At 55.6% G+C, this 23,920-nt stretch carries 27 protein-coding genes; 16 read left to right on the forward strand and 11 right to left on the reverse strand.

The window, feature by feature from the left end; all coding sequences use genetic code 11:
- Window positions 1–2 precede the first annotated feature (2 nt).
- From DOP62_RS00700 to mazG, 7 genes are all read left to right on the forward strand, one after another.
- Window positions 3–764: a class I SAM-dependent methyltransferase gene (locus DOP62_RS00700; protein WP_208673747.1), complete on the forward strand. Its 762-nt coding sequence runs from the start codon at window positions 3–5 to the stop codon at window positions 762–764.
- A gap of 27 nt (window positions 765–791) precedes the next feature.
- Window positions 792–1,976: an aldo/keto reductase gene (locus DOP62_RS00705; protein ID WP_208673749.1), complete on the forward strand. Its 1,185-nt coding sequence runs from the start codon at window positions 792–794 to the stop codon at window positions 1,974–1,976.
- A gap of 216 nt (window positions 1,977–2,192) precedes the next feature.
- Window positions 2,193–3,155, forward strand: a complete 963-nt coding sequence (gene sigA2 / locus DOP62_RS00710; RefSeq protein WP_208673751.1) for an RpoD/SigA family RNA polymerase sigma factor — start codon at window positions 2,193–2,195, stop codon at window positions 3,153–3,155.
- A 198-nt stretch (window positions 3,156–3,353) separates the two neighbouring features.
- A complete protein-coding gene (locus DOP62_RS00715) occupies window positions 3,354–3,899 on the forward strand; it encodes an HPP family protein (protein ID WP_261789829.1) in 546 nt (181 codons plus the stop codon).
- A 168-nt stretch (window positions 3,900–4,067) separates the two neighbouring features.
- The gene (locus DOP62_RS00720; RefSeq protein ID WP_208673753.1) at window positions 4,068–4,820 is read left to right on the forward strand and encodes a hypothetical protein; all 753 of its coding nucleotides are present in this window, start codon (window positions 4,068–4,070) and stop codon (window positions 4,818–4,820) included.
- 148 nt (window positions 4,821–4,968) lie between these two features.
- A complete protein-coding gene (locus DOP62_RS00725) occupies window positions 4,969–5,541 on the forward strand; it encodes a metal-binding protein (protein WP_208673756.1) in 573 nt (190 codons plus the stop codon).
- A gap of 5 nt (window positions 5,542–5,546) precedes the next feature.
- The gene (mazG, locus tag DOP62_RS00730) at window positions 5,547–6,386 is read left to right on the forward strand and encodes a nucleoside triphosphate pyrophosphohydrolase (RefSeq protein WP_208677062.1); all 840 of its coding nucleotides are present in this window, start codon (window positions 5,547–5,549) and stop codon (window positions 6,384–6,386) included.
- A 25-nt stretch (window positions 6,387–6,411) separates the two neighbouring features.
- Here mazG and DOP62_RS00735 read toward each other — a convergent pair whose 3' ends face one another.
- The 4 genes from DOP62_RS00735 to DOP62_RS00750 are packed head-to-tail and all read right to left on the reverse strand — an operon-like array spanning window position 6,412 to window position 9,135.
- Window positions 6,412–7,125: a DUF3153 domain-containing protein gene (locus DOP62_RS00735; RefSeq protein WP_208673758.1), complete on the reverse strand. Its 714-nt coding sequence runs from the start codon at window positions 7,123–7,125 to the stop codon at window positions 6,412–6,414.
- Window positions 7,126–7,152: 27 nt separating this feature from the next.
- Entirely contained in the window at window positions 7,153–7,680 is a 528-nt protein-coding gene (locus DOP62_RS00740) for a tetratricopeptide repeat protein (RefSeq protein WP_208673760.1), read from the reverse strand.
- Window positions 7,677–8,582, reverse strand: a complete 906-nt coding sequence (gene argB, locus DOP62_RS00745; protein ID WP_208673763.1) for an acetylglutamate kinase — start codon at window positions 8,580–8,582, stop codon at window positions 7,677–7,679. Before argB ends, DOP62_RS00740 begins: the two co-directional genes overlap by 4 nt.
- Window positions 8,575–9,135 carry a DUF2854 domain-containing protein gene (locus tag DOP62_RS00750; RefSeq protein ID WP_208673764.1) on the reverse strand — a complete coding sequence of 187 codons (561 nt, stop codon included), beginning with the start codon at window positions 9,133–9,135 and terminating at the stop codon, window positions 8,575–8,577. The genes argB and DOP62_RS00750 overlap by 8 nt, the downstream gene beginning before the upstream one ends.
- Before the next feature lie 102 nt (window positions 9,136–9,237).
- Here DOP62_RS00750 and DOP62_RS00755 point away from each other — a divergent pair, with 102 nt between their 5' ends.
- A complete protein-coding gene (locus DOP62_RS00755; protein ID WP_208673766.1) occupies window positions 9,238–9,441 on the forward strand; it encodes a hypothetical protein in 204 nt (67 codons plus the stop codon).
- Between the two features lie 34 nt (window positions 9,442–9,475).
- On the opposite strand, the gene DOP62_RS00760 is transcribed toward DOP62_RS00755, so the two are convergent.
- The 4 genes from DOP62_RS00760 to DOP62_RS00775 form a co-directional block, all read right to left on the reverse strand.
- Window positions 9,476–11,047, reverse strand: a complete 1,572-nt coding sequence (locus DOP62_RS00760) for a bifunctional pantoate--beta-alanine ligase/(d)CMP kinase (RefSeq protein WP_208673771.1) — start codon at window positions 11,045–11,047, stop codon at window positions 9,476–9,478.
- Window positions 11,048–11,127: 80 nt separating this feature from the next.
- Window positions 11,128–12,135: a septal ring lytic transglycosylase RlpA family protein gene (locus DOP62_RS00765; protein WP_208673772.1), complete on the reverse strand. Its 1,008-nt coding sequence runs from the start codon at window positions 12,133–12,135 to the stop codon at window positions 11,128–11,130.
- A 616-nt stretch (window positions 12,136–12,751) separates the two neighbouring features.
- Complete coding sequence (locus DOP62_RS00770; protein ID WP_208673774.1) at window positions 12,752–14,587, reverse strand: GTPase family protein; 1,836 nt, start codon at window positions 14,585–14,587, stop codon at window positions 12,752–12,754.
- The gene (locus DOP62_RS00775) at window positions 14,584–15,960 is read right to left on the reverse strand and encodes a YcjF family protein (protein WP_261789830.1); all 1,377 of its coding nucleotides are present in this window, start codon (window positions 15,958–15,960) and stop codon (window positions 14,584–14,586) included. The genes DOP62_RS00770 and DOP62_RS00775 overlap by 4 nt, the downstream gene beginning before the upstream one ends.
- A 137-nt stretch (window positions 15,961–16,097) precedes the next feature.
- Between DOP62_RS00775 and DOP62_RS00780 the strand changes: the two genes are divergently transcribed.
- Window positions 16,098–16,700 (forward strand): hypothetical protein, encoded by a 603-nt coding sequence (locus DOP62_RS00780; protein ID WP_261789831.1) that lies wholly within the window; start codon window positions 16,098–16,100, stop codon window positions 16,698–16,700.
- 150 nt (window positions 16,701–16,850) lie between these two features.
- On the opposite strand, the gene DOP62_RS00785 is transcribed toward DOP62_RS00780, so the two are convergent.
- Window positions 16,851–17,096, reverse strand: coding sequence for a hypothetical protein (locus DOP62_RS00785; protein ID WP_261789832.1), 246 nt, complete (start codon window positions 17,094–17,096; stop codon window positions 16,851–16,853).
- A gap of 256 nt (window positions 17,097–17,352) precedes the next feature.
- Between DOP62_RS00785 and DOP62_RS00790 the strand changes: the two genes are divergently transcribed.
- The 4 genes from DOP62_RS00790 to DOP62_RS00805 all read left to right on the forward strand — a co-directional run bounded on the left by DOP62_RS00790 (window position 17,353) and on the right by DOP62_RS00805 (window position 19,869).
- Window positions 17,353–17,904, forward strand: coding sequence for a hypothetical protein (locus DOP62_RS00790; protein ID WP_261789833.1), 552 nt, complete (start codon window positions 17,353–17,355; stop codon window positions 17,902–17,904).
- Between the two features lie 420 nt (window positions 17,905–18,324).
- Entirely contained in the window at window positions 18,325–18,660 is a 336-nt protein-coding gene (gene petJ / locus DOP62_RS00795; protein WP_208673777.1) for a cytochrome c6 PetJ, read from the forward strand.
- Window positions 18,660–19,457 carry a tetratricopeptide repeat protein gene (locus DOP62_RS00800; protein WP_208673779.1) on the forward strand — a complete coding sequence of 266 codons (798 nt, stop codon included), beginning with the start codon at window positions 18,660–18,662 and terminating at the stop codon, window positions 19,455–19,457. Before petJ ends, DOP62_RS00800 begins: the two co-directional genes overlap by 1 nt.
- Window positions 19,458–19,605: 148 nt before the next feature.
- Window positions 19,606–19,869 (forward strand): DUF370 domain-containing protein, encoded by a 264-nt coding sequence (locus tag DOP62_RS00805; RefSeq protein ID WP_208677064.1) that lies wholly within the window; start codon window positions 19,606–19,608, stop codon window positions 19,867–19,869.
- A gap of 8 nt (window positions 19,870–19,877) precedes the next feature.
- On the opposite strand, the gene DOP62_RS00810 is transcribed toward DOP62_RS00805, so the two are convergent.
- On the reverse strand, window positions 19,878–20,780 hold the full coding sequence (locus DOP62_RS00810; protein WP_208673781.1) for an alpha/beta fold hydrolase: 903 nt from the start codon (window positions 20,778–20,780) through the stop codon (window positions 19,878–19,880).
- 354 nt (window positions 20,781–21,134) lie between these two features.
- Here DOP62_RS00810 and DOP62_RS00815 point away from each other — a divergent pair, with 354 nt between their 5' ends.
- From DOP62_RS00815 to DOP62_RS00825, 3 genes are all read left to right on the forward strand, one after another.
- A complete protein-coding gene (locus tag DOP62_RS00815) occupies window positions 21,135–21,290 on the forward strand; it encodes a hypothetical protein (RefSeq protein WP_222610240.1) in 156 nt (51 codons plus the stop codon).
- 147 nt (window positions 21,291–21,437) lie between these two features.
- The gene (locus DOP62_RS00820) at window positions 21,438–22,358 is read left to right on the forward strand and encodes a branched-chain amino acid transaminase (RefSeq protein WP_208677065.1); all 921 of its coding nucleotides are present in this window, start codon (window positions 21,438–21,440) and stop codon (window positions 22,356–22,358) included.
- Between the two features lie 31 nt (window positions 22,359–22,389).
- Complete coding sequence (locus tag DOP62_RS00825) at window positions 22,390–23,511, forward strand: histidinol-phosphate transaminase (RefSeq protein WP_208673784.1); 1,122 nt, start codon at window positions 22,390–22,392, stop codon at window positions 23,509–23,511.
- On the opposite strand, the gene DOP62_RS00830 is transcribed toward DOP62_RS00825, so the two are convergent.
- Window positions 23,508–23,735 carry a hypothetical protein gene (locus tag DOP62_RS00830; protein ID WP_338462093.1) on the reverse strand — a complete coding sequence of 76 codons (228 nt, stop codon included), beginning with the start codon at window positions 23,733–23,735 and terminating at the stop codon, window positions 23,508–23,510. The two genes, DOP62_RS00825 and DOP62_RS00830, sit on opposite strands and share 4 nt — an antisense overlap.
- Window positions 23,736–23,920: the final 185 nt, after the last annotated feature.

A 23,920-nucleotide genomic window follows, 5' to 3' on the forward strand; every position in this document is an offset into this window, starting at 1 on the left:
ACGTGTCTTTCTCTGACCATTTCTCAGCGGTCGCAGCTAGCTATGCCAGGGCTCGACCTCGCTATCCACGCCGCTGGTTTCGCTACTTGGCCCGAATTGCACCCGATCGCCAGCGGGTTTGGGACTGTGCGACGGGCAATGGTCAAGCGGCGATCGCCCTTGCAGATGATTTCAGCGAAGTGATTGGCAGTGATGCCAGTGCCGCTCAAGTTCGACAGGCGCGATCGCATTCGCGTGTTCAGTATCAAGTCTTTCCGGCAGAAGCAACGCCCTTGCCAGATACCAGTCTGGATTTGATCACCGTTGCTCAAGCGGCTCATTGGTTTGATCTGCCGCAGTTTTATGCCGAGGCACAACGACTACTGAAACCCAACGGCGTGATTGCTCTCTGGGGCTATGGTCGGGGCAGCTTCAATCCTGATATCGATCGCGTTTTTGACCATTTCTACCGCGATTGGCTTGACCCCTACTGGCCACCGGAACGGCAATGGGTTGAGCAAGCCTACGTTGGTCTGCCGTTCCCCTTTGAGTCGCTGCCTGTTCCCACTTTTTCAATGCAGTGTGACTGGACACTGTTTGATTTCCTTGCTTACCTGCGAACTTGGTCGGGTGTGCAGCAGTTTCAACGGCAGCGTGGCTTTGATCCGGTTTGGGCAATCGCGCCGGAACTGCAACGGGTTTGGGGCGAACCCCAACGCTATCGGCGGATGACCTGGCCGCTATTTGCCAAGGTCGGGCGCTGGCAGCCCGATTGCCTTCGCTAGGATCACAGAGCCGCCCGATCCATTTCGATGCGCTACCGACGCTTTGGCCGAACCGAGCTCTCAATGCCCGTGTTTTCCTGTGGGGGCATGCGCTATCAGCAGTCCTGGAAGGATGTTGATTGGCCGGAGATCACGCCTGAAAGCCAGAACAATCTAGAAGCGACTTTGGCGCGATCGCTGGAGTTGGGCATCAATCACATTGAAACGGCTCGCTACTACGGCAGCTCCGAGCGGCAGTTGGGCAAAGCACTAGCCGCCTATCCGCGATCGGCAATCATCCTGCAGACGAAAGTGCCGCCCAGCGCAGATCCGGCGGAGTTTCTGGAGACCTTCGATCGCAGCATGAGTCTGCTCCAGACCGATTACGTCGACCTGCTCAGCATCCACGGCGTCAACAATGCCGAATTGCTGGCTTGGACGCTGCGTAAGGGTGGCTGTCTTGATCTGGCGGAACGGCTGCAGGCAGAGGGACGGGCTCGCCACATTGGTTTTTCGACCCATGCACCGTTGCCGGTGATTCTGGAGGCGATTGCTAGCGATCGCTTCAGCTACATCAACCTGCACTGGTACTACATCTTCCAGACCAATCAAGCCGCGCTAGAAGCCGCCCAAGAACACGACATGGGCGTGTTTATCATCAGTCCTTCCGACAAAGGTGGGCATCTTTACTCACCGCCACAGAAGTTGGTCGATCTTTGTCAGCCCCTGCACCCCATGGTCTTCAACGACCTTTTTTGCTTGAGCCAGCCGCAGATCCACACCCTCAGCATTGGCGCGGCTCGTCCCAGCGATTTCGATCGCCATTTGGAAACGCTGCCCCTGCTCGATCAAGCTGAAACCATCCTCGCCCCGATCCTGCGCCGCCTTGAGCAAGCAATGGCTGATGCCCTCGGTCATGACTGGTTGGACACATGGCGGGACGGTTTACCGGCCCCCGAAACTACTCCGGGCGAAATCAACATTCCGACGATTGTTTGGCTTCACAACTTAGTTCAAGCCTTCGACATGGTCGAATATGCCAAGGCTCGCTATAACTTGCTTGGGAATGGTGGTCACTGGTTTCCGGGACAACGAGCCGGTCGGTTCGATCGCGGCACTTTGGCTACTGTTCTCAATCAGAGCCCTCACCGCGATCGCATTCTCAATATTCTTCAGGAAATGGATTCGCTGCTGGGAGGAACAGCGGTAGCGCGGCTCTCACAAAGCGACTAGTGGATCTCGTGATCCCCTGCGCGATCGCCCAGACTTTAGGGAACTTTAAGGAAGCAGAGGACGTCCCTGTCAGGTGTGAAGCATTCAAGGACGTCTGGTATTGATTGCTGGGTCTGCAACTTACTGAAACTATTCGCTTCGGTTTTCCCTACCTAGTCATTCAAACTCATAACGACTACGATTTAGCCATCTCACTCTCCCTCACGTGTCGCCGCCATGTCTACCTCCTCTACCGCCTATAGTCCTGATTTAGTCCGTGCCTACCTGCAAGAGATTGGTCGGGTACGACTGCTCACCGCTGAGGAAGAGCTGCGCTACGGTCGGCAAGTCCAGCGCCTCATGACCCTTTTGGATATCCAAGCCGAGCTGCGCGATCGCCTAGGCCACGAGCCGAGTAAAGAAGAGTGGGCGGCAGCCGTTGAACTTGATCTTGAGGATCTCGATCGCCAAGTTGAGCAAGGTCAGCGGGCGAAACGCAAAATGATCGAGGCTAACTTGCGCCTTGTTGTTTCGATCGCAAAAAAATACCAGAAGCGTCACATGGAATTCTTGGATCTCATCCAAGAAGGCACGCTAGGCCTCGAGCGCGGTGTCGAGAAATTCGACCCCTCCAAGGGTTACAAATTCTCGACCTATGCCTACTGGTGGATTCGCCAAGCCATTACTCGGGCGATCGCTCAGCAATCCCGAACGATTCGCCTGCCGATCCACATCACTGAAAAGCTGAACAAGCTCAAAAAAACTCAGCGTGAGCTTTCGCAGCAATTGGGTCGTAGCGCTACAGCGTCCGAGTTGGCGGAAGTGCTGGAATTACCGCTCGAGCAGGTGCGGGAATACATCCAAATGAACCGCCAGCCTGTGTCGCTCGATGTCAAAGTCGGCGATAGCCAAGATACGGAATTGCAGGAACTGTTGGAAGACGAACAGTCATCTCCCTCGGACTACGTTGAACAGGAGTCACTGCGTCGTGATCTCCGTACCTTGATGGCGGAACTGACACCGCAGCAGCAGGCGGTCATTGCTCTGCGCTACGGCTTGGATGAAGGTGATAGCCTTTCCTTGGCCAAAGTCGGTGAACGTCTCAATATCAGTCGTGAGCGCGTCCGGAAACTTGAGCGTCAAGCCATGGATCATCTGCGCCGCCGCAGTCGCCTCTTGGCAGAATATGCTGCTAGCTAGACCCAGCGAGGCTTTCAGGCAGCAGCTGCAACTAGCAGGGAAACAATCAAGATTCAAATCGCCCGAAGCTAACTCCTTCGGGCTTTGTTTTTAGGGAGTCATGACAGTGATTAGAAACTTGCATCTTTGGGCTGCCCAGGCAGGATAAATCGAAGTGCTTTAATGGGCACAACCCTAAAAAGTAGCAAAGACTACAGAATGATCCCGCGATCGCTCAGACGTCTGCACTGGTACTGGCAGCAACAACGCTCGCAGTCCGTACACCTGCAACCGCGCTACTCTCGGCAGCAAGTGCTGGGGTCATGGCTGGGGGCACTTGTTGGGATTGGGCTACTGAGTTGGCTCACCCAAATTAGTGGCTATCCCCTAGTCGCTGCTCCGATGGGCGCGACGTCGGTACTGTTATTTGGCGTGCCTAGTAGTCCTCTAGCGCAGCCGCGAAACGTCATCTTAGGCAACAGCTTAGGTGCCGTTGTGGCTGTCCTGTGCGTTTTGCTGTTGGGCGGCAGTCCTTGGAGTATGGGCTTTGCTGTCGGAGTTACAATCGCGCTTACCCAACTGTTGCGTTGCGTGCATCCACCGGCCGGTGCAGTGGCTCTCTTAGGCGTGATTGTCAAAGCGCAATGGGCTTATATTTTATTGCCCGTTTTGAGTGGGTCTGTACTTTTGTGCGTCATTACAGCGCTATATAGTCGTTGGGCGCCCGATCGCCAACATCGTCGCTATCCACTCTCTTGGTTGTAAAGACTGGTCAGACAAGCGCGATCCCAGGCATGGCATCAGTGGTAGGCATTCTTTGCGTCAGTAGAGAGTCAATTTTGATCTCAATACAGTCCTGTATCCAGTAACTTTCATTTCAATGCAGCTCAAGTGCAATGATTGAAAATAGCTATCTGCTTCTGGAATCAAAACTTGAGATTTAACTGTCGTCTCTGGCCACCAGTAGTTCTAGGAAGTCTACTGGCCACTGGTCTTTGGGCTAAACCCGCGATCGCGGCAGACGGTTGGTGGATTGACCAATATGCGGTGGTGCTGTTTACGGCTTCAGGGCGACTGGATGCAGAACTCGCTGAGATGCGCATTGAGGGTGGGAAAACCCTGCTGGTGCATGCGGATAGTTTGCCACCGCTGCTGCTCCGCTGGGTGGCTTGGCGCGCTTCGCTTCAGAACCTGCAATCTGTGGCATGGATTCAGCGACCAACCTTGGATCGTCTAAAGCGGGCTGGAGCCTTACGTGGGTACACGGCTCTACAAGTGGATGATCACTTTTTTGCTGACCCTCTGATGAGTCTCAGTCAATTGCGGACGATGATTGGCGAAAAACAGCTTTGGTGCTCTTTTCAACCCAGCCAATTTACTGAATCGCTTGCGCAAGCCTGTGATCATGTTGACGTGCAAATCTATCGCAAAAGCTGCCCAGAAACACTTGATTTAGCCTATGCCTTAGGTCTGGTGGGTCGCCCAAAATCAGCGATCGCGGTCTATCACGATGGGACGCAACAGGGCGATCGCGACCTTCAGTGTTTTCGTCAAGCAGGGCGAGATGTTGGTAACGATATTTTTGTTTTTAAATGGAAAAATCCTGAGAATTTTATCAATCGGCTTTTGAGCAATCCGATCGCAGCTCGCTTAGCCCGTCTTTATGTTCAAACATTCCAGAATTAAAAGGCGCTCGCTTTCCTAGTCTGATTGCAGCTAAACACTCGATTGAGCCATTGCATGATTAGCAGATGACTGGCAGCGGCTGACCAAGACCCTTGCCAGATAGCGAGCCGCTGTGATGTGATGCGAGCGTTTACTGTCAGTCATTGCTGTGCCTTCTGGACGTACCCATGATCGCCTCACGCTGTGGTTTTTGCCGGTGGTTGCTGCTGGTAGCTGGCTGATCAGCCGCCAGAGTGATGTCAGCTTAGTGCTGAGTGGCAGCTATCTCTTTGCGGGGCTCATGTTTGGCCCAGATTTGGATGTGCAGTCGCGCCAATCTCAGCGCTGGGGGCCGCTCCGATGGATTTGGCTGCCCTATCGGCGTTGTCTGCGCCATCGATCGTGGTTCTCGCATGGCCCGATTTTAGGCACAGTGGGGCGTGTTCTCTACCTAGGGCTGTGGTTGCTCTTGTTCTTGCTGCTCATCGAAGGTGCGATCGCGCTGGTGCAAGGAGGAAACTGGAACGGGCTGAGCGATCGCCTCGGTCAACATCAGCAATGGTTTTGGACAGGGCTGAGCACCCGACCCGACTTGGGCCTTGGGGCTCTACTGGGTTTAGAGTTAGGGGCAATGAGCCATAGCCTCAGCGATTGGGTTGGCTCAACTTGGAAACGCTGGCGGCGATCGCCCCGCAAAACTGCCCGCCAACGCCCTGTTACTTCGCGTTCTTCTCGGACTTAGTGGGTATGGGTCTTGATTTCTCTGAGTCGGAACTGTCACCAGAACAGACAGCGATCGCGGCAGCCCTGCTGCGGCTGGTGGCTGTGGTGGCCCAGCTCCGCGATCCTGAGCAGGGTTGCCCTTGGGATCGAGAGCAGACGCCGACCAGTCTGATTCCCTACGTCTTGGAAGAGGCTTACGAAGTCGTTCATGCCCTGCGACAAGGCAATCCCAGCGCGATCGCCGAAGAATTGGGGGATTTGCTGCTGCAAGTGGTGTTGCAATCACAAATTGCCGGCGAAACCCAGCAGTTTGATCTGGCGACGGTGGCTGAAGGTATCAGCGAGAAGTTGATTCGCCGCCACCCCCATGTCTTTGGGGAGGCGATCGCTGAGACACCCGAAGCCGTGCAAGAAACTTGGCAGGCAATCAAAGCCAATGAGAAAGGCGAGGCGTCCGAAACCCTGACCTACCGGCTCAGTCGCTATGCTGCGACCCTGCCGCCCCTGACGGCTGCCCTGAAGATTTCTCAGCGGGCAGCCAAGGCGGGATTTGAGTGGCCGAATTTGGCAGGGGTTTGGGACAAGTTCGAAGAAGAGTTGGCAGAGCTGAAGGAAGCCCTCGATAGCGGCGATCGCGACCATGCTGAGGCAGAGCTGGGCGATCTCCTGTTTAGCTTGGTCAATATTGCCCGCTGGTGCCAACTGGATCCTGTCGCAGCTCTCCAAGGCACCAACGATCGCTTTGTGGCTCGCTTTCAGAAGGTCGAAGCTGCTGCGGGTCAGTCCCTCGATAGCTTGGGGATTGAAGCCCTCGAAAAACTCTGGCAGCAGGCCAAGCGTGAGCTAGGGCAATCGTCTGTCTAGTGTCTCAATTGCGATCGCTAGCCTATCAAGGCTCTGTTGCAACTAATTGCTTGCGGATTTGCCAGCCGATCGCTACGAGCAAGCCAATCACTAAACTGCCGATGCCGATAAAGCTTGGCAGCCAGAACGAGGATTGCAGCTGGTTCTCGCCGGATCGCAGCTTCCAGCACTGACGCTGTAGCTTGCCCTGACGACTACTTGTGGTTGGCTCAGGTTGGCTGCGACTGCCGCGCGGTGTTTCGAGGCAGACTTCCAAATCCAGCAATGCACCGGGGTCAAACAGCACCTGTTGGCCGCGACTGGCGATCGCAAAGTCCGAGAGGTCTATGCTCAAATCGAGCTGATTACCAATTGCGAGGAGGGCATTGCTCTGCCGCACCCTCAGGCTCGGTTCTGGTAACAGCAGCGGGGTTTGCTCCGGGCTCTCCAAGGGAGCATAGAGCTGCGCGAACTTTGTCTCGAGATCACGGCCATTATCAAAAGGCAGAGTTAGCCACCACTCGTTGCGATCGCGCCGTACCTTGCCGCCCAACTGTTTGCCGCGCTGCGAGAGCTGCTGAAACCACTGTTTGGCCGCCGGTCGATTCAGGGCACTGAGGCGATCGTTCAACTTCACATGCTGGATCAGTTCGCCCGCTGTTTGGCTCTGAAAGCGAATCGTCGTCTCAGCTTGGACACAGCCCCCAAGCGCGATCGCAAGCACGAGGCAAAGCAAAGGCAACAGACGACGGAAAGCCACAGGAACTCCTCGGAAGACGCCGAAGCTTCAGGTTGGACGAAATAAAATCCAACCCAACAACGCTATCAAGAACAGCAAGCCAAACCCAAGAAAGCGATTATCACGGGTGTTGATCCGACTGAGGTCATCGACGGGGGTGAGCCGATAGTCCGTCTCTTTTTTCTCCTTGGCTAAGCTGCCCGAAGCCTGCCGAAGCCGTGCCGAACTATCGTCCGAAAGGCTCGTTAGGTCAGGAATCTCTACCTGCCAATCGGCCCGCCGCGCCAGTTTGGGTGCTTCAAGGATGTAGAGCAGCTGCGCTGCCAATTGGCGTTGTTCTCGCAGGGGATGATTGGCTAACTGTCGGCAGGCTGACCGCGCTGCCTCAATATCGCCACTGGCTTGATAGGCCGTGGCCAGCCAATAGCGAATGTCCGCCCCGATCGCAGTTGCGACACCAGCCTGTTCCGCTGCCGCTTCAAGGGCTGCGATCGCCTGTCGATAGTCTCCGCGAGCGATCGCCGCTTGCCCGATCGCTAACCCCTGCTCTGGCGAAACTGAATCGAGGTCGCTCATTGCCAGGGTTGATGAGCCTCGTGATAGCCCGAGCCAACAATCATCGTGCCAATGCCCGCATCTGTGAAAATCTCCAGCAGCAGAGCATGGGGAATGCGGCCATCAATGATGTGAGCCGCACGCACACCTTGAGCTAGGGACCGAATACAACAATCCACTTTGGGAATCATGCCGCCGCCCACAACCCCTTGGGCAATCAGCTCACGGCTCTGGGGAATATTGAGTCGCGGAATCAAACTTTCGGGATGCTTCGGGTCTTCAAGAATGCCACGGGTGTCCGTCAGCAGAATCAGCTTTTCTGCATTCAGGGCAGCGGCAATTTCACCGGCAACCGTATCGGCATTGATGTTGTAAGACTGACCTTTCTCATCAGCGGCCACGCTGGAAATAACAGGGATGTAGCCCCGCTCCAGCAACGGTTCAATCACTTCACTGTTGACGCTGTTGACTTCGCCAACAAAGCCAATTCCTTCTTGGTCGTGAGGACGGGCAAGAACTAACCGACCATCCGTGCCGCAGAAGCCAACGGCACGGCCGCCCGTGGTATTGATCCGCGAGACGATGTCCTTATTGACGCGGCCCACTAGCACCATTTCCACCACATCCATCGTGGCGGCATCGGTCACGCGGAGACCATTGTGGAACTGTGGCTCAATGCCGACGCGGCCCAGCCAAGCATTAATTTCGGGCCCGCCACCATGGACGACAACTGGCCGCATGCCTACGCAGGCCAGGAAGACGATGTCACGCATCACCGCTTCCTTGAGTTCTTCCTGCTTCATGGCAGCGCCGCCGTATTTGACGACAACCGTGCGGCCAGCGAACTGCTGCAGGTAGGGCAGGGCTTCACTGAGGATGCGAACGCGATCGGCGGCCCCTGCTTCGATAAATTCGCTAGACATTAGCCGCTGCCTCGACCGTGGTGATCAGTGCCAATTCAATGCGATCGCTGGCCGATTGCTGAATTTCAGCACGAATATTGGGGCCAAAAAAGCGACTGATCCGCTCCTGTTTCGACTGCCACGTCTCCAGGGGAACGGCAGGTGAGGCAAAGTCGAGCACAAGGGTATAGGCACCATTGCGGTCTTCCTCACGCAGGGCCACCAACTCGGGTCGCTCATCATCACTGGGGCTGAGGCCGAGTTTTTCGAGGGCAACATCAAGGTGCGCTTCTTGGCCGTAGCGGAAGCGGGTGACATCGCGACGCACTTGTTGTTGAGTGGGAGTTGCTTGGGTTTTGCGCAGCTCTAGCACCACCGATGACGCTTTGGCGAGGGGCACCGGTTTCAGTTCAGCAGACTTGAGGGCAAGGCCGCCTAAGAGCAGCGGGATGCCGTAGAAGAAACCGGCCAAGTTGAGTGTGGCGTTATCCGTGATGAAGTAGGCGTAGAAGCCGACCAAGGTCAGCACGGTGCCAACGACGGTCAAAAGATTGCCAAGGGGAAAACCGAGCATGCGCGTCTAGGCAGACAAGACTCTTCCAATCCTAAGATGTTGGCGATCGCTCCTCCAGGTTTCCGGCAGCGGTCAAGATAGAACGAGTGCTTTACTGCTGAAATGACTGACGACTCGCGATCGCCCGCCGACCAAATTCGCCAACGCCTGACGCTGCTGCGTGAACAGCGCCAAGTGCTGGTGACCCTGCAAAGGCAGAACCTTGGGGAACTACAACTTGATGTCGAACAGGCTTTAGTCGAGCTAGATGACCTGTTGCAAGAGGGTGATCGCCTCTTTCCACCCGCTGTTCCCGCAGAGTCCTGATTGCTCCCGCTTGCTCCTCGGTTCCAAGTGGTGCTCAGATCGGCGCTGCATTGACTGGGTTAGCCGATTGACTGGAGCTGCCCAGACCGCGATCGCAATAGAGACGGACGATTTGATCGGTCACCGCTTCAATGCTAAGACCATCGGTCAGCACTTCCACAGCGTCATCGGCTTTGCGCAACGGCGCGATCGCCCGTTCACTATCCTGACGATCGCGATCGCGAATTTCGGCTTCGAGCTGTGCCAAATCAACGGTCAGCCCTTGCGCTTCGAGATCGCGGGCGCGCCGCCGGGCCCGTTCGGTGCTGGTCGCTGTCAGGAAAATTTTTAGTTCGGCGTCGGGAAAGACATGGGTGCCAATATCCCGCCCTTCTGCAACTAGACCGCCACGCTGACCGAGCTGTCGTTGTTGCTCAACTAAAAACTGACGGACGACGGGCAGCGCTGCGATCGCGGAAACCTGCGCGGTGACCGTTGGCGTACGAATCGCGGCCGTGACATCGTTGCCCTGAATGATCACCTGCAGTTGTTCACTGCCATCCGCTGCAGGCTGCGATTGCAGCTGCAGATCCGCTTGGGCTAGCAGTTCAGTCAAAGCGATCGGATCTTGAGGATCGATGCCCTGTTGTTGCACCAGCCAGGTCACGGCTCGATACATCGCGCCCGTGTCGAGGTAGAGCAGCCCCAGTTGCTGCGCAATGCGCTTGGTGACTGTCGACTTCCCAGCACCAGCGGGGCCATCAATGGCAATGATCGGTCGTCGCCCTTGCAAGGTCAGGTTATCGATCAAACGAGCAGTTCCTAAACGTGCCGCGATCGCCAGCAAAGCGCGATCGGGGATTGGGGTCAAGGGTTGGAGCGTGTCGGCATCGACGCAGTCGCAATATTCCAGTTGCACCGCTGGTGTTGTGGCTAGCACAGCCTTGGCGGCAGCAATCAGCGCTTGGCGATCACGACTGCCGGCCTGAAAGCGATCGGCGGCCGCTTGCAGGGCGCGATAGAGAACAGCGGCTTGGCTGCGCTCTTCAGGTGAGAGATAGCGGTTGCGAGAGCTAAGTGCTAGGCCATCGGGCTCTCGCACCGTTGGGCAGGGAACGATGTGGACTGGCAAGTTCAAATCTTCGACCAGCCGCTGAATGATGCGCAGTTGCTGAGCATCCTTTTCGCCAAAGTAGGCGCGCTGCGGCTGCACCAACTGCAGCAGTTTGAGCACAATCGTTGCCACGCCCTGAAAATGACCAGGCCGTTGTGGGCCGCAGAGATGCTGCATCAGGTCAGCCGGTGGCTGGACTGTGGTGCTGCGATCGCTGGGGCGGGAATAGATGGCACTTGTCGTTGGACAGAAGACCGCATCGACGCCTGCTGCCGCACAGAGTTCAAGGTCTGCGGTCAGGGTTTGAGGATAGCGACTGAAGTCTTCCTGGGGGCCAAACTGGCGGGGATTGACGAAAATACTGACGATCACAATGTCATCTTGCTGCCGCGATCGCTCGATCAGGCTGCGGTGACCCGCATGCAAAGCCCCCATGGTTGGCACCAAGCCAACGGTGCCCGTGACGGCCTGACGATAGACTCGCAGTGCTTCCGGGCTAATTAATTGACGCATCTTCGCCAGCTCTGAATCAAAAGGGTGGCAGAACTCCCTTGGGCATCCTGCCACGCAGTGTGGAGCAAAGGTGAATCGCGCTAGCGCTGGGCGGTTTGTCTGACGCTATCCAAGACGTCAATTCGCACTTGACCAACACCGCTGGCTCGCAGGCCAATCACCTCAGCAGCGCCCTTGGAGAGGTCAATTAGGCGGTTGCCATGGAAGGGCCCACGATCATTGATGCGAACAACGACATTAGAGCCACTCCGCAGGTTCGTGACTCGCACCAGTGTTCCAAACGGTAAAGTGCGATGGGCTGCCGTCAGTGTGTACTGATTGAAGACTTCGCCATTGGCCGTACGACGACCATGAAATCCGGGGCCATACCAAGAGGCCATGCCCACGGTGCTACTGACAACCTGTTGCAGAGCGGCGGCAATCTCTCCACCCACTAGGTCGGGCAGGGCATTGAGGGCACTGGCTCCCAGCGCTTGGCGCAGACGATTGGCCGCAATCAGCGTGGCTTGGCGGGGAGTGCGAGCACCTCGGACGATGACAGAGGGATCGACTTTGAGTAAGTCGCGATCGCCACTGGTGATCACCGGTGCTGCTTGTCGTTCGTCCCAGCGAACTTGGATGGCGTCACCTTGGAGGCCAGATTGACTGAGTTGATTGATAATCGCAGCGATGCTGGTGGCCCGCCAGAGCGGATCTTGTTTGGCGTTGAGGGGATCAACCGCTTGGTCAGGGGTTGGCAGCTTGCTGTCTGAAGCGGCAGCTGTCACAGCAGAACGCTGCGGCGCCACAAAGGTGAGAATGGGCAGATTTTTGACGTAGAGTGTGGCCGCAGAACGACCTTGATATTGATGGGGTTGCACCTTGGCAACCACGTCGTCGGGGGGCGTTAGAACCCTTGACGCTTGAGAACTCCCAACTTTGAGCGTCTCAGCATCAGCAGTCGCGTCAGGTTGGGGGGCTGCGATCGCAGGGGATACGGCAGTGGCAACGGAGGGCTGCTGGGTCTGCTCGGCGCGGCTGGCGGGAACCAGACTCAAGCTGGCGAGCAAGAGTGTCGAGGTCAGACCGCTAAGAGTTCTTTTCTGCATAACGGGCGAAATAAGCACACTCGATCGAGGGGTGAGCCTTTCCCAGCACCGGAGTGCAGCAAATGTCTTGCCAAAGGGGAGTGACCGACTCGTCGTAACAGCAGGAGCTTGGTGACTCTTCGAGAACAGGGTTTCGCTATCTGCAGCGATCGCCACGTTCTGGACAGTTCAGAAAGTACCAACTGTTAGGCGCTCGTTTCTACTCGTCCTAGGTAAACAACCCCCTCACGTTACCACGGGTTTCCGAAGAGTTTTTCTCATAAAATTTACATTAATTAACTTGATTTTTGTCGATCCCCGATGAGCCCCGATGGGATCAGTGTTTTGGGGCTGTTCAAAAAAACCGTAAAATTTTCAAAAGTTTACGATTAAATTGACAAAAGCACTGACTTGTGGGGTATCTCGCTCGAGGTGGCATTTTGATGAGCAGCTTTGCCTGAGAAGCCTGTAAACCTTGATGGGGCCTTGAATGATGACTGCTTGGACAGCACCACGGGCGATCGCGGTATTCAGATCACCCTCGTAATCCACTCGCGATTGTTACCTCCTTGACTGGCAGCGATTGCGACAGATAACCGTAAATGAGTGAGCGCTCACCTTTTTCCAAATCTGAGTGTCAGTGATCGATCGGTTTCAGATTTAAGGAACCAACAAGGCTGGTTGCAGATTGATAGTGAGCTAGGAGAGCAGTACTAAAAGTTTGGAGATCGCCGCGCTGTTGATTGAGGAGCGGCCAAATCGTTCCCAGTTCGCTGGTGAGCGTGAGGGGGCGATCGCCACTGAGGAGTGGGAGTAGCTCACTGGCCAGTTGTAATTCGGCAATCACCTGTGGCAGATCCTCTAGAGGGAGGCGATCGGCTAAGAGGACACCCACCCGCGGATCTTGCTGGAGCAACTGTGCCAGCAGACCCAAGACTGGGCGCTTGAGGGCGCCGGTTAAATCTTGCTGTCGCTGCAGGTGCTGTTGGTGGTGCTGGATAGTAGCGGTGATCAAATCTGCCCGTAGCTGGCGATCGCGCAGATGGGCGGCTAGTCGGATTTGAGACGCTTCGGGGCAGTGCTGGAGAAGAGCCGCGGCGATCGCTTCGAGATTCCAGCTCGGTCGTGAGCCGTTGGCATTGGCGAGGGGAAGGACGCACTCAGTGAAGTCGGCCAGTGCCGTTTGACGGTAGGCGACTGCTTCTCGAATTGCAATTTCCTTGGGGCGATCGCCCTGTTGCCAGTCGTAGGGCGGTTGCCATTCTGCCCAAGGCCGTAGGCGATCGGAATGGGTCATCCCCACCAGCAGTGGCAGGTCGGGACGACGCGATTGCAGATCCTGCAGACAGCGGCGATCGCTAGCTAGCGCCGGATCGGTGGCGGGGGTCAGCAGCACCACTGCATCAGCGGTCGTGGCGGCTGCGAGGACTTGCTCCCACAGATCCGATCGCCCAGCCTGCTCATAGCCCGGTGAATCGAGGAGTTGAAGGCGATCGCCGCTCTCCAGTTGCCAATCGTAGGTCTGAATCTCAGGTGTACTGGGCAGACAATCAACGGTCGCTGTCTCTGTTTGAAACAGCGCATTGATTAAGCTGCTCTTGCCCGCACCGGTGCGACCGATCAATAGAAACCGTAACGGTGCGGACTCGACGACTTGGGTGTCAGCTTGCCATTGCTGGACTTGGTCGAGCAGGCTGGCGGAGAGGGCTGACTCGGGTGCCGCGATCGCCGTAGGCAAAGGCTGGCCCCGATAGAGTTCTAGCGATCGCTGCCAGAGATTCTCGAGCGCTGCTTCGCGCATCTGTTGACCGAGGTTGGCAAACAGGGCTTGATTGGTGCGATCGCTCGCCTCGCGGGTGGCCTCCCGAGCGATCGCCCAAGCCGGATGCAGGAGCCACTGAGCTGCTTCCCAGACCTGTTGCGCTCGTTTCAGCCAGGGGGCTGCTTTCAGACTCCAGCGATAGGCCTGATAGGCCTGGGCAATCGTCAGGCGATCGAGCAGTGGCCCGTAGTTTTGCAGCCAGCGATCCAAGTCATCGACGGTGTCGCGCACCAATCGGTAGGCCTGCAGAACTTGGATATTAAGCAGGGGATACTCCACTTCTGGGTGGTAAATCCTGGCGACACCCTGCACCAGCTCTAGACAGCGCTGCCAAAACCCTGGCCAATCTTCCCAAAAGGGTCGGTCGGTGCGGCTGGCAGCCAAAACGCGCTGCAAGAGGTCTCGAGCTTGGGCATCTCGATCTGACTCGAGGGGCAAGATTTCAGCAACGGGCGATCGCTCAACCGCTGTTGGTTGTGTCCAGCGGACCAAGAGCCAGCGCCAGCCCCAAAATCCAAGAAAAAAGCAAGGCCAGAGCCAAGTCAGATGCCAGTTGTGGAGTTGCCAGGCGGCAGCTCCCACGAGCCCTGTCAGAAGGAGGGCTGGGGGAATGGCTAGCACAGTCCACTGCAGTGGCGTCAGACGCATCATGGTGATTCCTCCTCTCCGTCGGCTGGGGGCCAATGGGCGCGGTAGCGGGCGAAGCTGTGCTGCAACAGTTGACGAATGCGATCGCGATCGGGAATTTTGCCCTGCCAGCCTTCTGCAAAGTAAAAGGTGGCTGCCTCACCTAAGGCCCAGGTGTAGGCACCTGCCCAAGCAGCTGACACAGCACTGCCAAAGCCGGGAATGAATTTCAGCAGTTCTCGCCCCGCTAGCTGTGCCAAGAAGCCTCCGCCAATACTGGCAATGAGGGCACTGGCCTGAGCCCAGTTGAGGGTTTGGCCGTAGACACGACCGATGGCCACGACCATCAATGTCTGGAGTGCTGTCAGCAGCGGCATTGCTGCAAATGGGAGGGGTGTGGCAGCAATTCCCGCCGCTGCGAGGCTAAAAGAGAGTTGATAGCGATGACTGACGCTGCGATAGAGCTGCTCTAGGGCTTGGGCCACTTCGCCCGAGACGAGCTGTTGCAAGGCATGAGCCTCGGCTTGGGGCAAAAGTTCACTCAGGGCTTCAATTAGGCGATCGCGCCCCTCAAACTGGCAATGGAAGGGATCTTCGGGTCGCGTGAAATCAATATCGACTACGCGATCGCAGCAACTGGCAAAGGTCTGGCGGTGAGACGCGATCGCCCGTTGCAGATCGACGAGTTGTTCCAATGCGCCTGGACTGGGGTGATCTACTTGCTCCGGCGGATACAACTCATGGCGGCAGGTCAGCACCAAGAGCGCCGGCACCGTTGGAAAGCGTTGTCGTAGGCTGTGGGCAAGTTGCAAGACCTCATCAACCGCAAAATCGCTGACCTTGACCGTCCAAACTAAGAGACGGGGGCGATGACTTTCACGGTCTAATTGCTGGCTGAGTTCCGTGAGGACTGCTGCGGGTTCCGACCCTGCTTCGCCCAGCCCCACGGTGTCAATAAAAGTCAGCAGCGGAAGGAGTTCAGAGGGATAGTCGTAGCGCTGGGTGTGCTGCGTATGAGGCTGGAAGCCCTGACCGACGATGTCAGATGAAGCTCCTGTTAATCCCCGAATGATCGAACTTTTTCCGGCTTGGGTTTTGCCAATCAGAATAATTTCGGTGGGTGCGAGCTGTTGCTGTACCGATTCCAGTAGTTGTGTTGCGCGCGCCCGATCGAGGCCAAACCACTGTCGCCAAGTTTCCAGCGCTTTTTGCCATATCGGTTCTGGGGAAGCTGTCGCTGGATGAGACTCAAGGGAGGGATCTGTCACTGCGATCGCCAACCAAAACGCGAGTGTTTCCACGCTAGCGATCGCCCCCAACCGCGACAAGCGACTGAGAGATAGGGATCTCCGGCCTTGTGGCGGACGGGTGAATGCCAGCGGATCTGTGAGCGCCAAGGGTAATTGTTATCGCCAATCCTGCGGCAGAGGAGACCAAAACAGGCTCACATCCAGACTCTGGAGCAGTGAACGAGGCCCGCCATCCTTCAAAATCAGCGCAGGACCTTTCGCTGAATCCTGCCTACACTGCGGCCATGACCTACAGCACCGCTGACTTAATCGAGATTTTGGCGCGTGAACGACAGGCCTGTTTACGGGGCGATCGCTTGGATTTACTCACCCCCCCGACCGGCCATCCGGTCTTCGATCGCTTCTTTCAAACCGAAGGTTTGCAGAAATATGCTGCTTTTGCGGGCTTCCGCAGTCGGGTACAGGACTATCAGCAACAACATCAAATTTCGGGTCTAGTCTGGCAGCAGTTCCGTACCGAGGGAGCCTTCTTGCTGTTTCCTGAGGTGCATCCTGATTTGCTGGCTTTGGAAAACGATCGCCAGCAATTGCAGGCGGCCTTACCGTCGGTGTTGGCCTTTTGGGAGCAAGTCAGTCGGGGCTTGGACTGCTTCTTAGCGGTCGATCGCCGTCGCGCCTTCGAACCGATTCAACCTGAGGCGATCGCGCTGATTGTGTCCCGGAGTGAATGGGCCACCCTTCGACAAGAGCCGCGATCGGGCGGTCAAGAGTGGATTTTGCAGCTTAGCTGGGGTGATCCGGCTGAGGCGCACACCTGGCGGCAATGGCCTGCATCGGGCAGCGAGTATCTCCATGCGGTGCCCTCAGGGCAAACGCCGATCGCTTAGTGGACTGGAGCAAGCACCAGAATGCATGACTATGACAGCGCAGATTGTTCTGACTTCTCGCCACTGTTGCTCATGTCTCAAGCCTCAATAACTTGAGTATTGAGACATGAGCAATCGCTCATCGATCGCCATTCTCAAAGATGACTTGCCCTAAAAGCTAGCAAAGGCAATTTGGCAAGCTGCATTGAGCAATTCCGCTTCTTCAGCGGTACTAGGAGGTTGCCCATTCAGTAGTCCTTGTTCACAGTCAGCATTGACTTGGAAGGTTTGATCCTGATAGCCAAAGGCAAACTCAACTTGAGAAGTATTAATGGGATTAATGGTTCCGTAGTAGAGCTGGTAAGAGCTGTTGGGAACAGGGATATAAACCACGTTATTACTAATTGCATTATTCACAGAACTGCTAATTATTGCTGCACTAGCGAGTGTTGTAATTCCCCAGATTGCTGTATTTGCTGTCCACCAGCCCCAGGGAGGACTAGTCCAGCCACCATACCAGCCATAACCTCCCCATGGACGCGAGACAGCCCAATTTCGATTAACCCAAGCTGGACGAGTATTGATGTTGTTGATATTGATGGGGCGATTATTAATAATCGTATTCCCAGAACCAATCGGGCGATTAATAACGGGCCGATTATTGATAGGTCGGTTGGGTACGTTGATCGGTCTGTTCGGTGTATTGACGGGTCGATTAGGGACGTTGATCGGCCTGTTCGGTGTATTGATGGGTCGGTTGGGTACGTTGATCGGTCTGTTCGGTGTATTGACGGGTCGGTTGGGTACGTTGATCGGTCTGTTCGGTGTATTGACGGGTCGGTTGGGTACGTTGATCGGTCTGCTGGGTGTATTGACGGGTCGATTGGGGACGTTGATCGGTCTGCTGGGTGTATTGACGGGTCGATTGGGGACGTTGACTGGTCGGCTCGGTCGACTCACTGGTCGACTTGGTGCTGGTCGGCTGACATTGGGTCGACTACCCCCTCCCCCTCTTGTCGGTCGTGCAACAGCAGGGAGCACTAACGCAGTATTAATCAGCAGCAGCAGACCAAAAACAGCACAGACCTTTTTCATAGCGTTCCCTTCCCTTGGCCGCTCAATGCTGAGCATTAAAAGCTATTACTTCAAATTTAGTTTCTTGTTCGTGCGACACAGGATTCTTAATGAGTTCTTCATGATGCTTTTCAATGCTGGCGATCGCTAATCTTATAATCTCTATAAAGTGTGTGAATTTCCCTGAATAAATATGGCGCCAAATCAATTCTAGAAGCCTGATGACAATCAAGCCGTATAGCTTGCATAAAGCTAAAGCGATACCCGCTTGTTATACAAATTATCTTGTAAAAATTTCAGTTCTCACTGATTTATAGATTAACCGGAGTTATTCTAAGTAGTTGTCAAGCTTAGCTAAATCTTGACTCTGTTATTGAATTTGTTTCGCTTGGAAATGATTGTCAAACACAAATCATAAATGCTTGCTGCTGAGTCGCAAAAATGATAATTTTTCTATGCAATTACTTTATTGCTGGTAATGTAAAAAAGTGTAACTTTTCATAATCCCGTGATTGACCCTAACTTGAAGGCTTCAGCAAGATAGACGCAGTTTTGTAAGCCCCCACACGTTATGAAACGAGTTTTGGGTACGGCGCTCGCCGCCATCGTCGCGCTGTTGGCCTTTGTCGCCCCCGCCCAAGCCGCCGACCTCGCCCACGGTGGTCAGATTTTTTCTGCGAACTGCGCTGCTTGTCACTTGGGTGGCCGCAACGTTGTCAATGCAGCGAAAACCTTGCAGAAAGCTGACCTTGAACAATACGGCATGGCCTCGATTGAAGCCATCACGACTCAAGTGACCAATGGCAAGGGTGCGATGCCTGCTTTTGGTAGCAAACTGAGTGCCGAAGACATCGCTGACGTGGCAAGCTATGTCCTCGACCAATCTGAGAAAGGCTGGCAAGGTTGATGACTGCTTGGCTGAAGCTCAGTCTGATTCTGATCTGCGGTTGTCTCATCTGCTGGGCAGGATCGGTCTGGGCTCAGCCCCCCGTTCCTGGCTTTGCGGCGATCCAAGCGGGACAGTATTCCCTCGCCAATCGGCAACTGACCCATGCGATCGCCCAATCGCCAGCGGAGTCTGTGCTCTACAGCAATCGTTGCTTAGCGCGTTTGTTCCTCGAACAGTACGAGGAGGCGATCGCTGACTGCAGTGAAGCAATTGCCCTGCAGCCCCATGAAACCGAAGCTTGGCTGAATCGAGGCTTGGCTTACTATCGCCAAGGTCAAGCCCGAGAAGCGATCGCAGATTTCAGCCAGATCCTCCAGCAGACCCCCAACGACTATCGGGCTTATTACAATCGCGGCCTTGCGCATTTGGATGCCGCCCAAACCGAGGAAGCGATCGCCGACTTTCAACAAGCGCTCTCGCATCTCCCCGCTTCAGACGCGATCGCGGCTGTTGATTTGCACACCGACCTCTGCATGAGTGAGCTGCACCGCGCCCAGCCCATTCGAGCCGTGAGTGCCTGCACCCAAGCACTAGAACTCCAGTCGAGTGCAGCAAGAGCCCGCTACCTCCGAGCCTTGGCTCAGTGGCAACTGCATCAGCCCCAAGAGGCGATCGCTGATTTACAACAAGCGTGCAACGCCTTTGAGCAAGAGGGCGCAACGACCGCTCTGGCTCGGGCGAAGCAACTCCTGCAACATTGGCGGCAGCAGAGCAGTCTCGTCGCTACTCTTGAGGATCTATTTCCTCCCAGTTAGCGCTCCAGAGGAAATGAAGCCTTGCTGCGATTGCTGCAGGCGAGGAACGCTCTGACGTGATTCTCTAGCGCAATATTCTTTGATTGACCTTCGGACAGAACCGATCGCAGCCCCTAGCATGGGGCGAGAGCCCACGATCGGTGCAGCGATGGCACAAGCCTTACTCAATGCTGGTTTTGGTAACTTTGTCGCTGCCGATCGCCTGATTGCAATCGTTAGCCCCGACTCCGCTCCAATTCGACGCACCATTACCGAAGCCCGCGATCGCGGGCAACTCGTTGATGTAACCTGTGGCCGTCGCACCCGTGCTGTGCTGGTTGCTGATTCGGGCCATGTAATTCTGTCAGCCCTGCAACCGGAAACGATCGCAGGGCGCATCCTCAATAGTCGGGGCGATCTTGCCGGTGCCTGACTCTGATGCTAGACGACGGCAAGGGCTCGATTGGTGATCGTTTGGCGATCGAGCCAGTTCAGAATCAGCGGATTCACCAACTCCGGTCGCTCATCGTGGGGACAGTGACCCGTGGCAGGCAAGGTCAGATATTCAATGGTTTGTTGGCCGCTAGCCTTCTGAAAAATCTTGCCGGCAGAAACTGGTGTCCAAGGATCGGCTTCACCCCAGATCACCAACAATGGTCGTTGCAATTGTGGCAGCAGTTCTTGGGGAGAGGGGCCAGCGGGCGATCGCAAAATGGCTGCAAACACCTCATAGGCTCCTGGATCGCAGGAAGGCTCATAGATGAGGTCAACCAGCTCGTCGGTGACTGCTTTGCGGTTGCCATAGACCTGCCGCAGGGTTTGACGAATGCGGAAGCGCTGGCGGACTTGATTGAACAAAAACGGGCCAATCTTGGGGGTGTTGACGACTTTGGCAAAGCTGCTCATCACCCAGCCCAAGGGCCAGATCATTTCTTCAGGGCGGTGATTGAGACCACCGGCACAGTTAAGTAAGACACCGCCGCAAAAGCGATCGGGCTGATTGACGAGCAACATCAGGCTCAGGAGCGCTCCGATCGAATTGCCAATCACCCAAGTGGGCTGCTGAATGTGGGCGTCCCAAAAGTCCGTGACTAAGTCAGCCCATAGATCAAGGCTGTAATCGCGATCGGGCTTATCCGAAGCACCAAAGCCCAACAAATCTAAGGCGTAGACACGGTAGCCCCCGGCTGCAAGCACGGGAATATTGTTGCGCCAGTGCCCCAAGCTCGCACCAAATCCGTGCAGCAAAATCAACGGTTGGCCTTCTCCAGCTACAGTCCAGCGGATCTGATGCCCTTGCCAATGCCAGTCTTGGGCGATCGCGGTAGCCATAGCGACAGTCATGCGGTCTTTGTCTGGAACAGTGCTTTCGCATTTTGACGCACTCCCCCTTGACCGCGTTGCAACGAGGGAAAACGCCCTGCTCGAGCGACTTTTGCGGCTCTACGTTGCCCTGCACTCAAGACAACCGATCCTGAAGGGTCGGTTTCCTCACCTCCCCCATCAGGAGTTGCCTGCTAGATTGTTAACAAGAGTTAAGAATTTTTTCGAGGTATTTACAAAATGTTGAGCAATCTACGCCTTTGGTGGTTCCTCCTCACTGATCGTGACGTTAACCGCGATCCCCAGCTCACCTCAGTGATTCGCGATCGCCTGTTCGAAAGCATGGAAGCGGCTGTTTAGTCGCCTGTCCCTGTGATGCTCCTGTTGAACTCCATCGCCCCCGATGATGTGGCTGAACGCTGGCCGATCATCGGGGGTTTTTGCGATCGCCCGTCTTTGTTTTTGACCGTCCTCGCGATCGCTGATCACAGCATCGATCCGCTGACCTGCTGCAGTAGTCACCAGCAGTAGCCTGCCCGCCAAAATCCCCATGCTGAGCGACTCGTTAGGGTTTCTGGATTTGTGGACGCAATCGAGATGGTGAGAAAATAACGCAGGCCCAGTCATCACACTGCAGCCTTGCTTGATCCATCGCCATTGGGAGTCTCGATCGGGGCCATGCACGATTACAACTTTCTGCCCTATGCCTTTTTCCGTGGACAGTTAGTGCCCTTCCCTGAGGCTCAAATTTCGATTGCCACCCATGCCCTGCACTACGGTACGGGTGCTTTTGGCGGTCTGCGGGGCATCCCCGATCCTGAAAACCCCGAGCGCGTGCTTTTATTTCGCCTCGATCGCCACTGTCAGCGGCTGAGCCAAAGTGCCAAGTTTTTGCATTTTGACTTGAGTGCTGAGGATATCTACAAAGCGATCGAAGCTTTTGTACAAAAGAATCAGCCTCGCCAGTCGTTCTACCTGCGCCCCTTCGTCTACACCTCCGACTTGGGGATTGCGCCGCGTCTGCACAACATCGAAAAAGACTTCTTCATCTATGGCCTGCTTCTGGGCGACTACCTCTCGCCTGAAGGGGTGAGCTGCCGGATTAGCTCTTGGTATCGCCAAGAGGACCGCAGCCTACCGCTGCGCGGCAAGATTAGCGGCGCCTACATTTCCTCATCCTTAGCCAAGACAGAAGCCGTCGCCTCCGGTTTTGACGAAGCGATCTTGATGAATAGCCAGGGCAAAGTGTCTGAAGCTACAGGCATGAACCTCTTCATTGTTCGCAATGGCCGCTTGATTGCCCCCGGCTACGATCAAGACATTCTGGAAGGTATCACCCGCGACAGCGTCATTCGTGTTGCTGAAGATTTGGGGATTCCGGTGGAGCAGCGTCCAGTCGATAAATCTGAACTCTTCGTTGCTGATGAAGTCTTCCTGAGCGGAACGGCTGCCAAGGTGACGCCGGTCAAGCAGGTAGAAAACTACTACTTGTCGTCTGATCGCCCGATCACTGACAAAATTCGCCAGCAGCTGACTCTGATTACCGAAGGACGACTTCCGGCCTATCAAGACTGGGTCTTCCCGATCGCCCTGCGTTAACTTCCGCCTCTCTCCTCACCCCCCTTGCCCCATGCTGCCGTTTCTCCGCCCTGAGCTTGCCAATTGTCAGCCCTATCACCCCAATCCGGGCGGCGACGCGATCGCGCTGGACATTCTTGATACCAATGAATGTCCCTACGATTTGCCGATTGCCCTTAAGCAAACCTTGGCTCAGCGTTATGTGGAAGCGATCGCAGCGAACCGGTATCCCGACGGCAGCCACCGAGATCTCAAGGAGGCGATCGCAGATTACCTAGGTGAGCAGACCCAAGGTTGCTGGGAACCTGGGCTGGAACATGTGACCGTTGGTAATGGTTCTGATGAGCTCATTCGCTCGATCTTAATTGCCACTTGTCTTGGGGGACAGGGATCGGTCTTGGTGGCAGACCCCACCTTCTCGATGTACGGGATTGTGGCGGAAACGCTGGGAATTCCGGTGGTTCGAGTCGGGCGGGATCCCCAAACTTGGGAGATGGATCTGGTGGCGGCTGAGCAGGCTATTACCCAAACGGAAGGGGTACCGGTTCGGCTCTGCTTCGTCGTTCATCCCAATTCACCCACGGCTAATCCGCTGACGGAAGCCGAGATGGACTGGCTGCGCCAAGTGCCGCCGCAAATTCTCGTGGTGATTGATGAGGCCTACTTCGAGTTCAGCGGTGAGACTTTACTAGCCGAGCTCCCTCAGCACCCTAACTGGCTGATTACGCGGACTTTTTCCAAGGCACTGCGGCTGGCAGCGCATCGCGTCGGCTATGGGGTCGGTGATCCTCAACTGATCGCCGCCCTCGAAGCGATTCGCTTGCCCTATAACCTGCCGACTGTGGCGCAACTGGCGGCAACCCTCGCCCTACAATCGCGATCGCAGCTGCTGTCTGCTATCCCTGAATTACTGGTGGAACGCGATCGCCTCTATCATGACCTGCAAGCCTTGCCCCAACTTCAGGTTTGGCCCAGCGCTGCTAACTTTCTTTTTGTGAAAGCGAACGATTCCTTGCGGGTCACAGACCTTGCAGCGCAGTTGAAAGCCCAAGGAACGCTCGTGCGTCAGACGGCGGGTGGACTGCGAATTACCGTTGGGAGCCCTGCGGAAAATCAGCGGACACGCTCCCATTTACAAACTGCGATCGCCCAGACACTTCAGCCCTTGGTTTAAGGCATTTGAGGAATGGGCTGCGGCTGATCAACATCCCAGTTTTCCCAAAAGAAACTTGTGCTGTTGTAATGCGCTGGCTGAAGGGGATCAACCTTGAGAATGCTAGAAATGAGCAGCAGTAACAGCCCTTGCAGAATTAAGCAAGAACCGACGGATTTGCCCAGCTGCAGAAAGCGGAAGTTCATCATAGGTCGGCGATTGAACTCGATTTCATTAGACCGCAAAGTTATCGGATCCTCTGTGATGCACCACACAGGGATCCAAATTTTAGACAGGGATCTCGCAACTGTGTCAATTTGAGCGATCGCGGATCGCTGTCCTGCTGTTGCTATACCCGAGAACAGCACCAGTCCGACTGAATCGCCACCATCCATCGACATGCGGTCGCATCTTAATCAAATCCGAAAGA

The organism is Synechococcus elongatus PCC 11801, assembly GCF_003846445.2.
GTDB lineage: Bacteria > Cyanobacteriota > Cyanobacteriia > Synechococcales > Synechococcaceae > Synechococcus > Synechococcus elongatus_A.

Coding starts and splice junctions, on each gene's coding strand:
- DOP62_RS00705 (WP_208673749.1), top strand. CDS start 792: ATGCGCTACCGACGCTTTGGCCGAACCGAGCTCTCAATGCCCGTGTTT.
- sigA2 (WP_208673751.1), top strand. CDS start 2,193: ATGTCTACCTCCTCTACCGCCTATAGTCCTGATTTAGTCCGTGCCTAC.
- DOP62_RS00715 (WP_261789829.1), top strand. CDS start 3,354: ATGATCCCGCGATCGCTCAGACGTCTGCACTGGTACTGGCAGCAACAA.
- mazG (WP_208677062.1), top strand. CDS start 5,547: ATGGGTCTTGATTTCTCTGAGTCGGAACTGTCACCAGAACAGACAGCG.
- DOP62_RS00740 (WP_208673760.1), bottom strand. CDS start 7,680: ATGAGCGACCTCGATTCAGTTTCGCCAGAGCAGGGGTTAGCGATCGGG.
- argB (WP_208673763.1), bottom strand. CDS start 8,582: ATGTCTAGCGAATTTATCGAAGCAGGGGCCGCCGATCGCGTTCGCATC.
- DOP62_RS00750 (WP_208673764.1), bottom strand. CDS start 9,135: ATGCTCGGTTTTCCCCTTGGCAATCTTTTGACCGTCGTTGGCACCGTG.
- DOP62_RS00755 (WP_208673766.1), top strand. CDS start 9,238: ATGACTGACGACTCGCGATCGCCCGCCGACCAAATTCGCCAACGCCTG.
- DOP62_RS00760 (WP_208673771.1), bottom strand. CDS start 11,047: ATGCGTCAATTAATTAGCCCGGAAGCACTGCGAGTCTATCGTCAGGCC.
- DOP62_RS00765 (WP_208673772.1), bottom strand. CDS start 12,135: ATGCAGAAAAGAACTCTTAGCGGTCTGACCTCGACACTCTTGCTCGCC.
- DOP62_RS00770 (WP_208673774.1), bottom strand. CDS start 14,587: ATGATGCGTCTGACGCCACTGCAGTGGACTGTGCTAGCCATTCCCCCA.
- DOP62_RS00780 (WP_261789831.1), top strand. CDS start 16,098: ATGACCTACAGCACCGCTGACTTAATCGAGATTTTGGCGCGTGAACGA.
- petJ (WP_208673777.1), top strand. CDS start 18,325: ATGAAACGAGTTTTGGGTACGGCGCTCGCCGCCATCGTCGCGCTGTTG.
- DOP62_RS00800 (WP_208673779.1), top strand. CDS start 18,660: ATGACTGCTTGGCTGAAGCTCAGTCTGATTCTGATCTGCGGTTGTCTC.
- DOP62_RS00805 (WP_208677064.1), top strand. CDS start 19,606: ATGGCACAAGCCTTACTCAATGCTGGTTTTGGTAACTTTGTCGCTGCC.
- DOP62_RS00810 (WP_208673781.1), bottom strand. CDS start 20,780: ATGACTGTCGCTATGGCTACCGCGATCGCCCAAGACTGGCATTGGCAA.
- DOP62_RS00815 (WP_222610240.1), top strand. CDS start 21,135: ATGCTCCTGTTGAACTCCATCGCCCCCGATGATGTGGCTGAACGCTGG.
- DOP62_RS00820 (WP_208677065.1), top strand. CDS start 21,438: ATGCACGATTACAACTTTCTGCCCTATGCCTTTTTCCGTGGACAGTTA.
- DOP62_RS00825 (WP_208673784.1), top strand. CDS start 22,390: ATGCTGCCGTTTCTCCGCCCTGAGCTTGCCAATTGTCAGCCCTATCAC.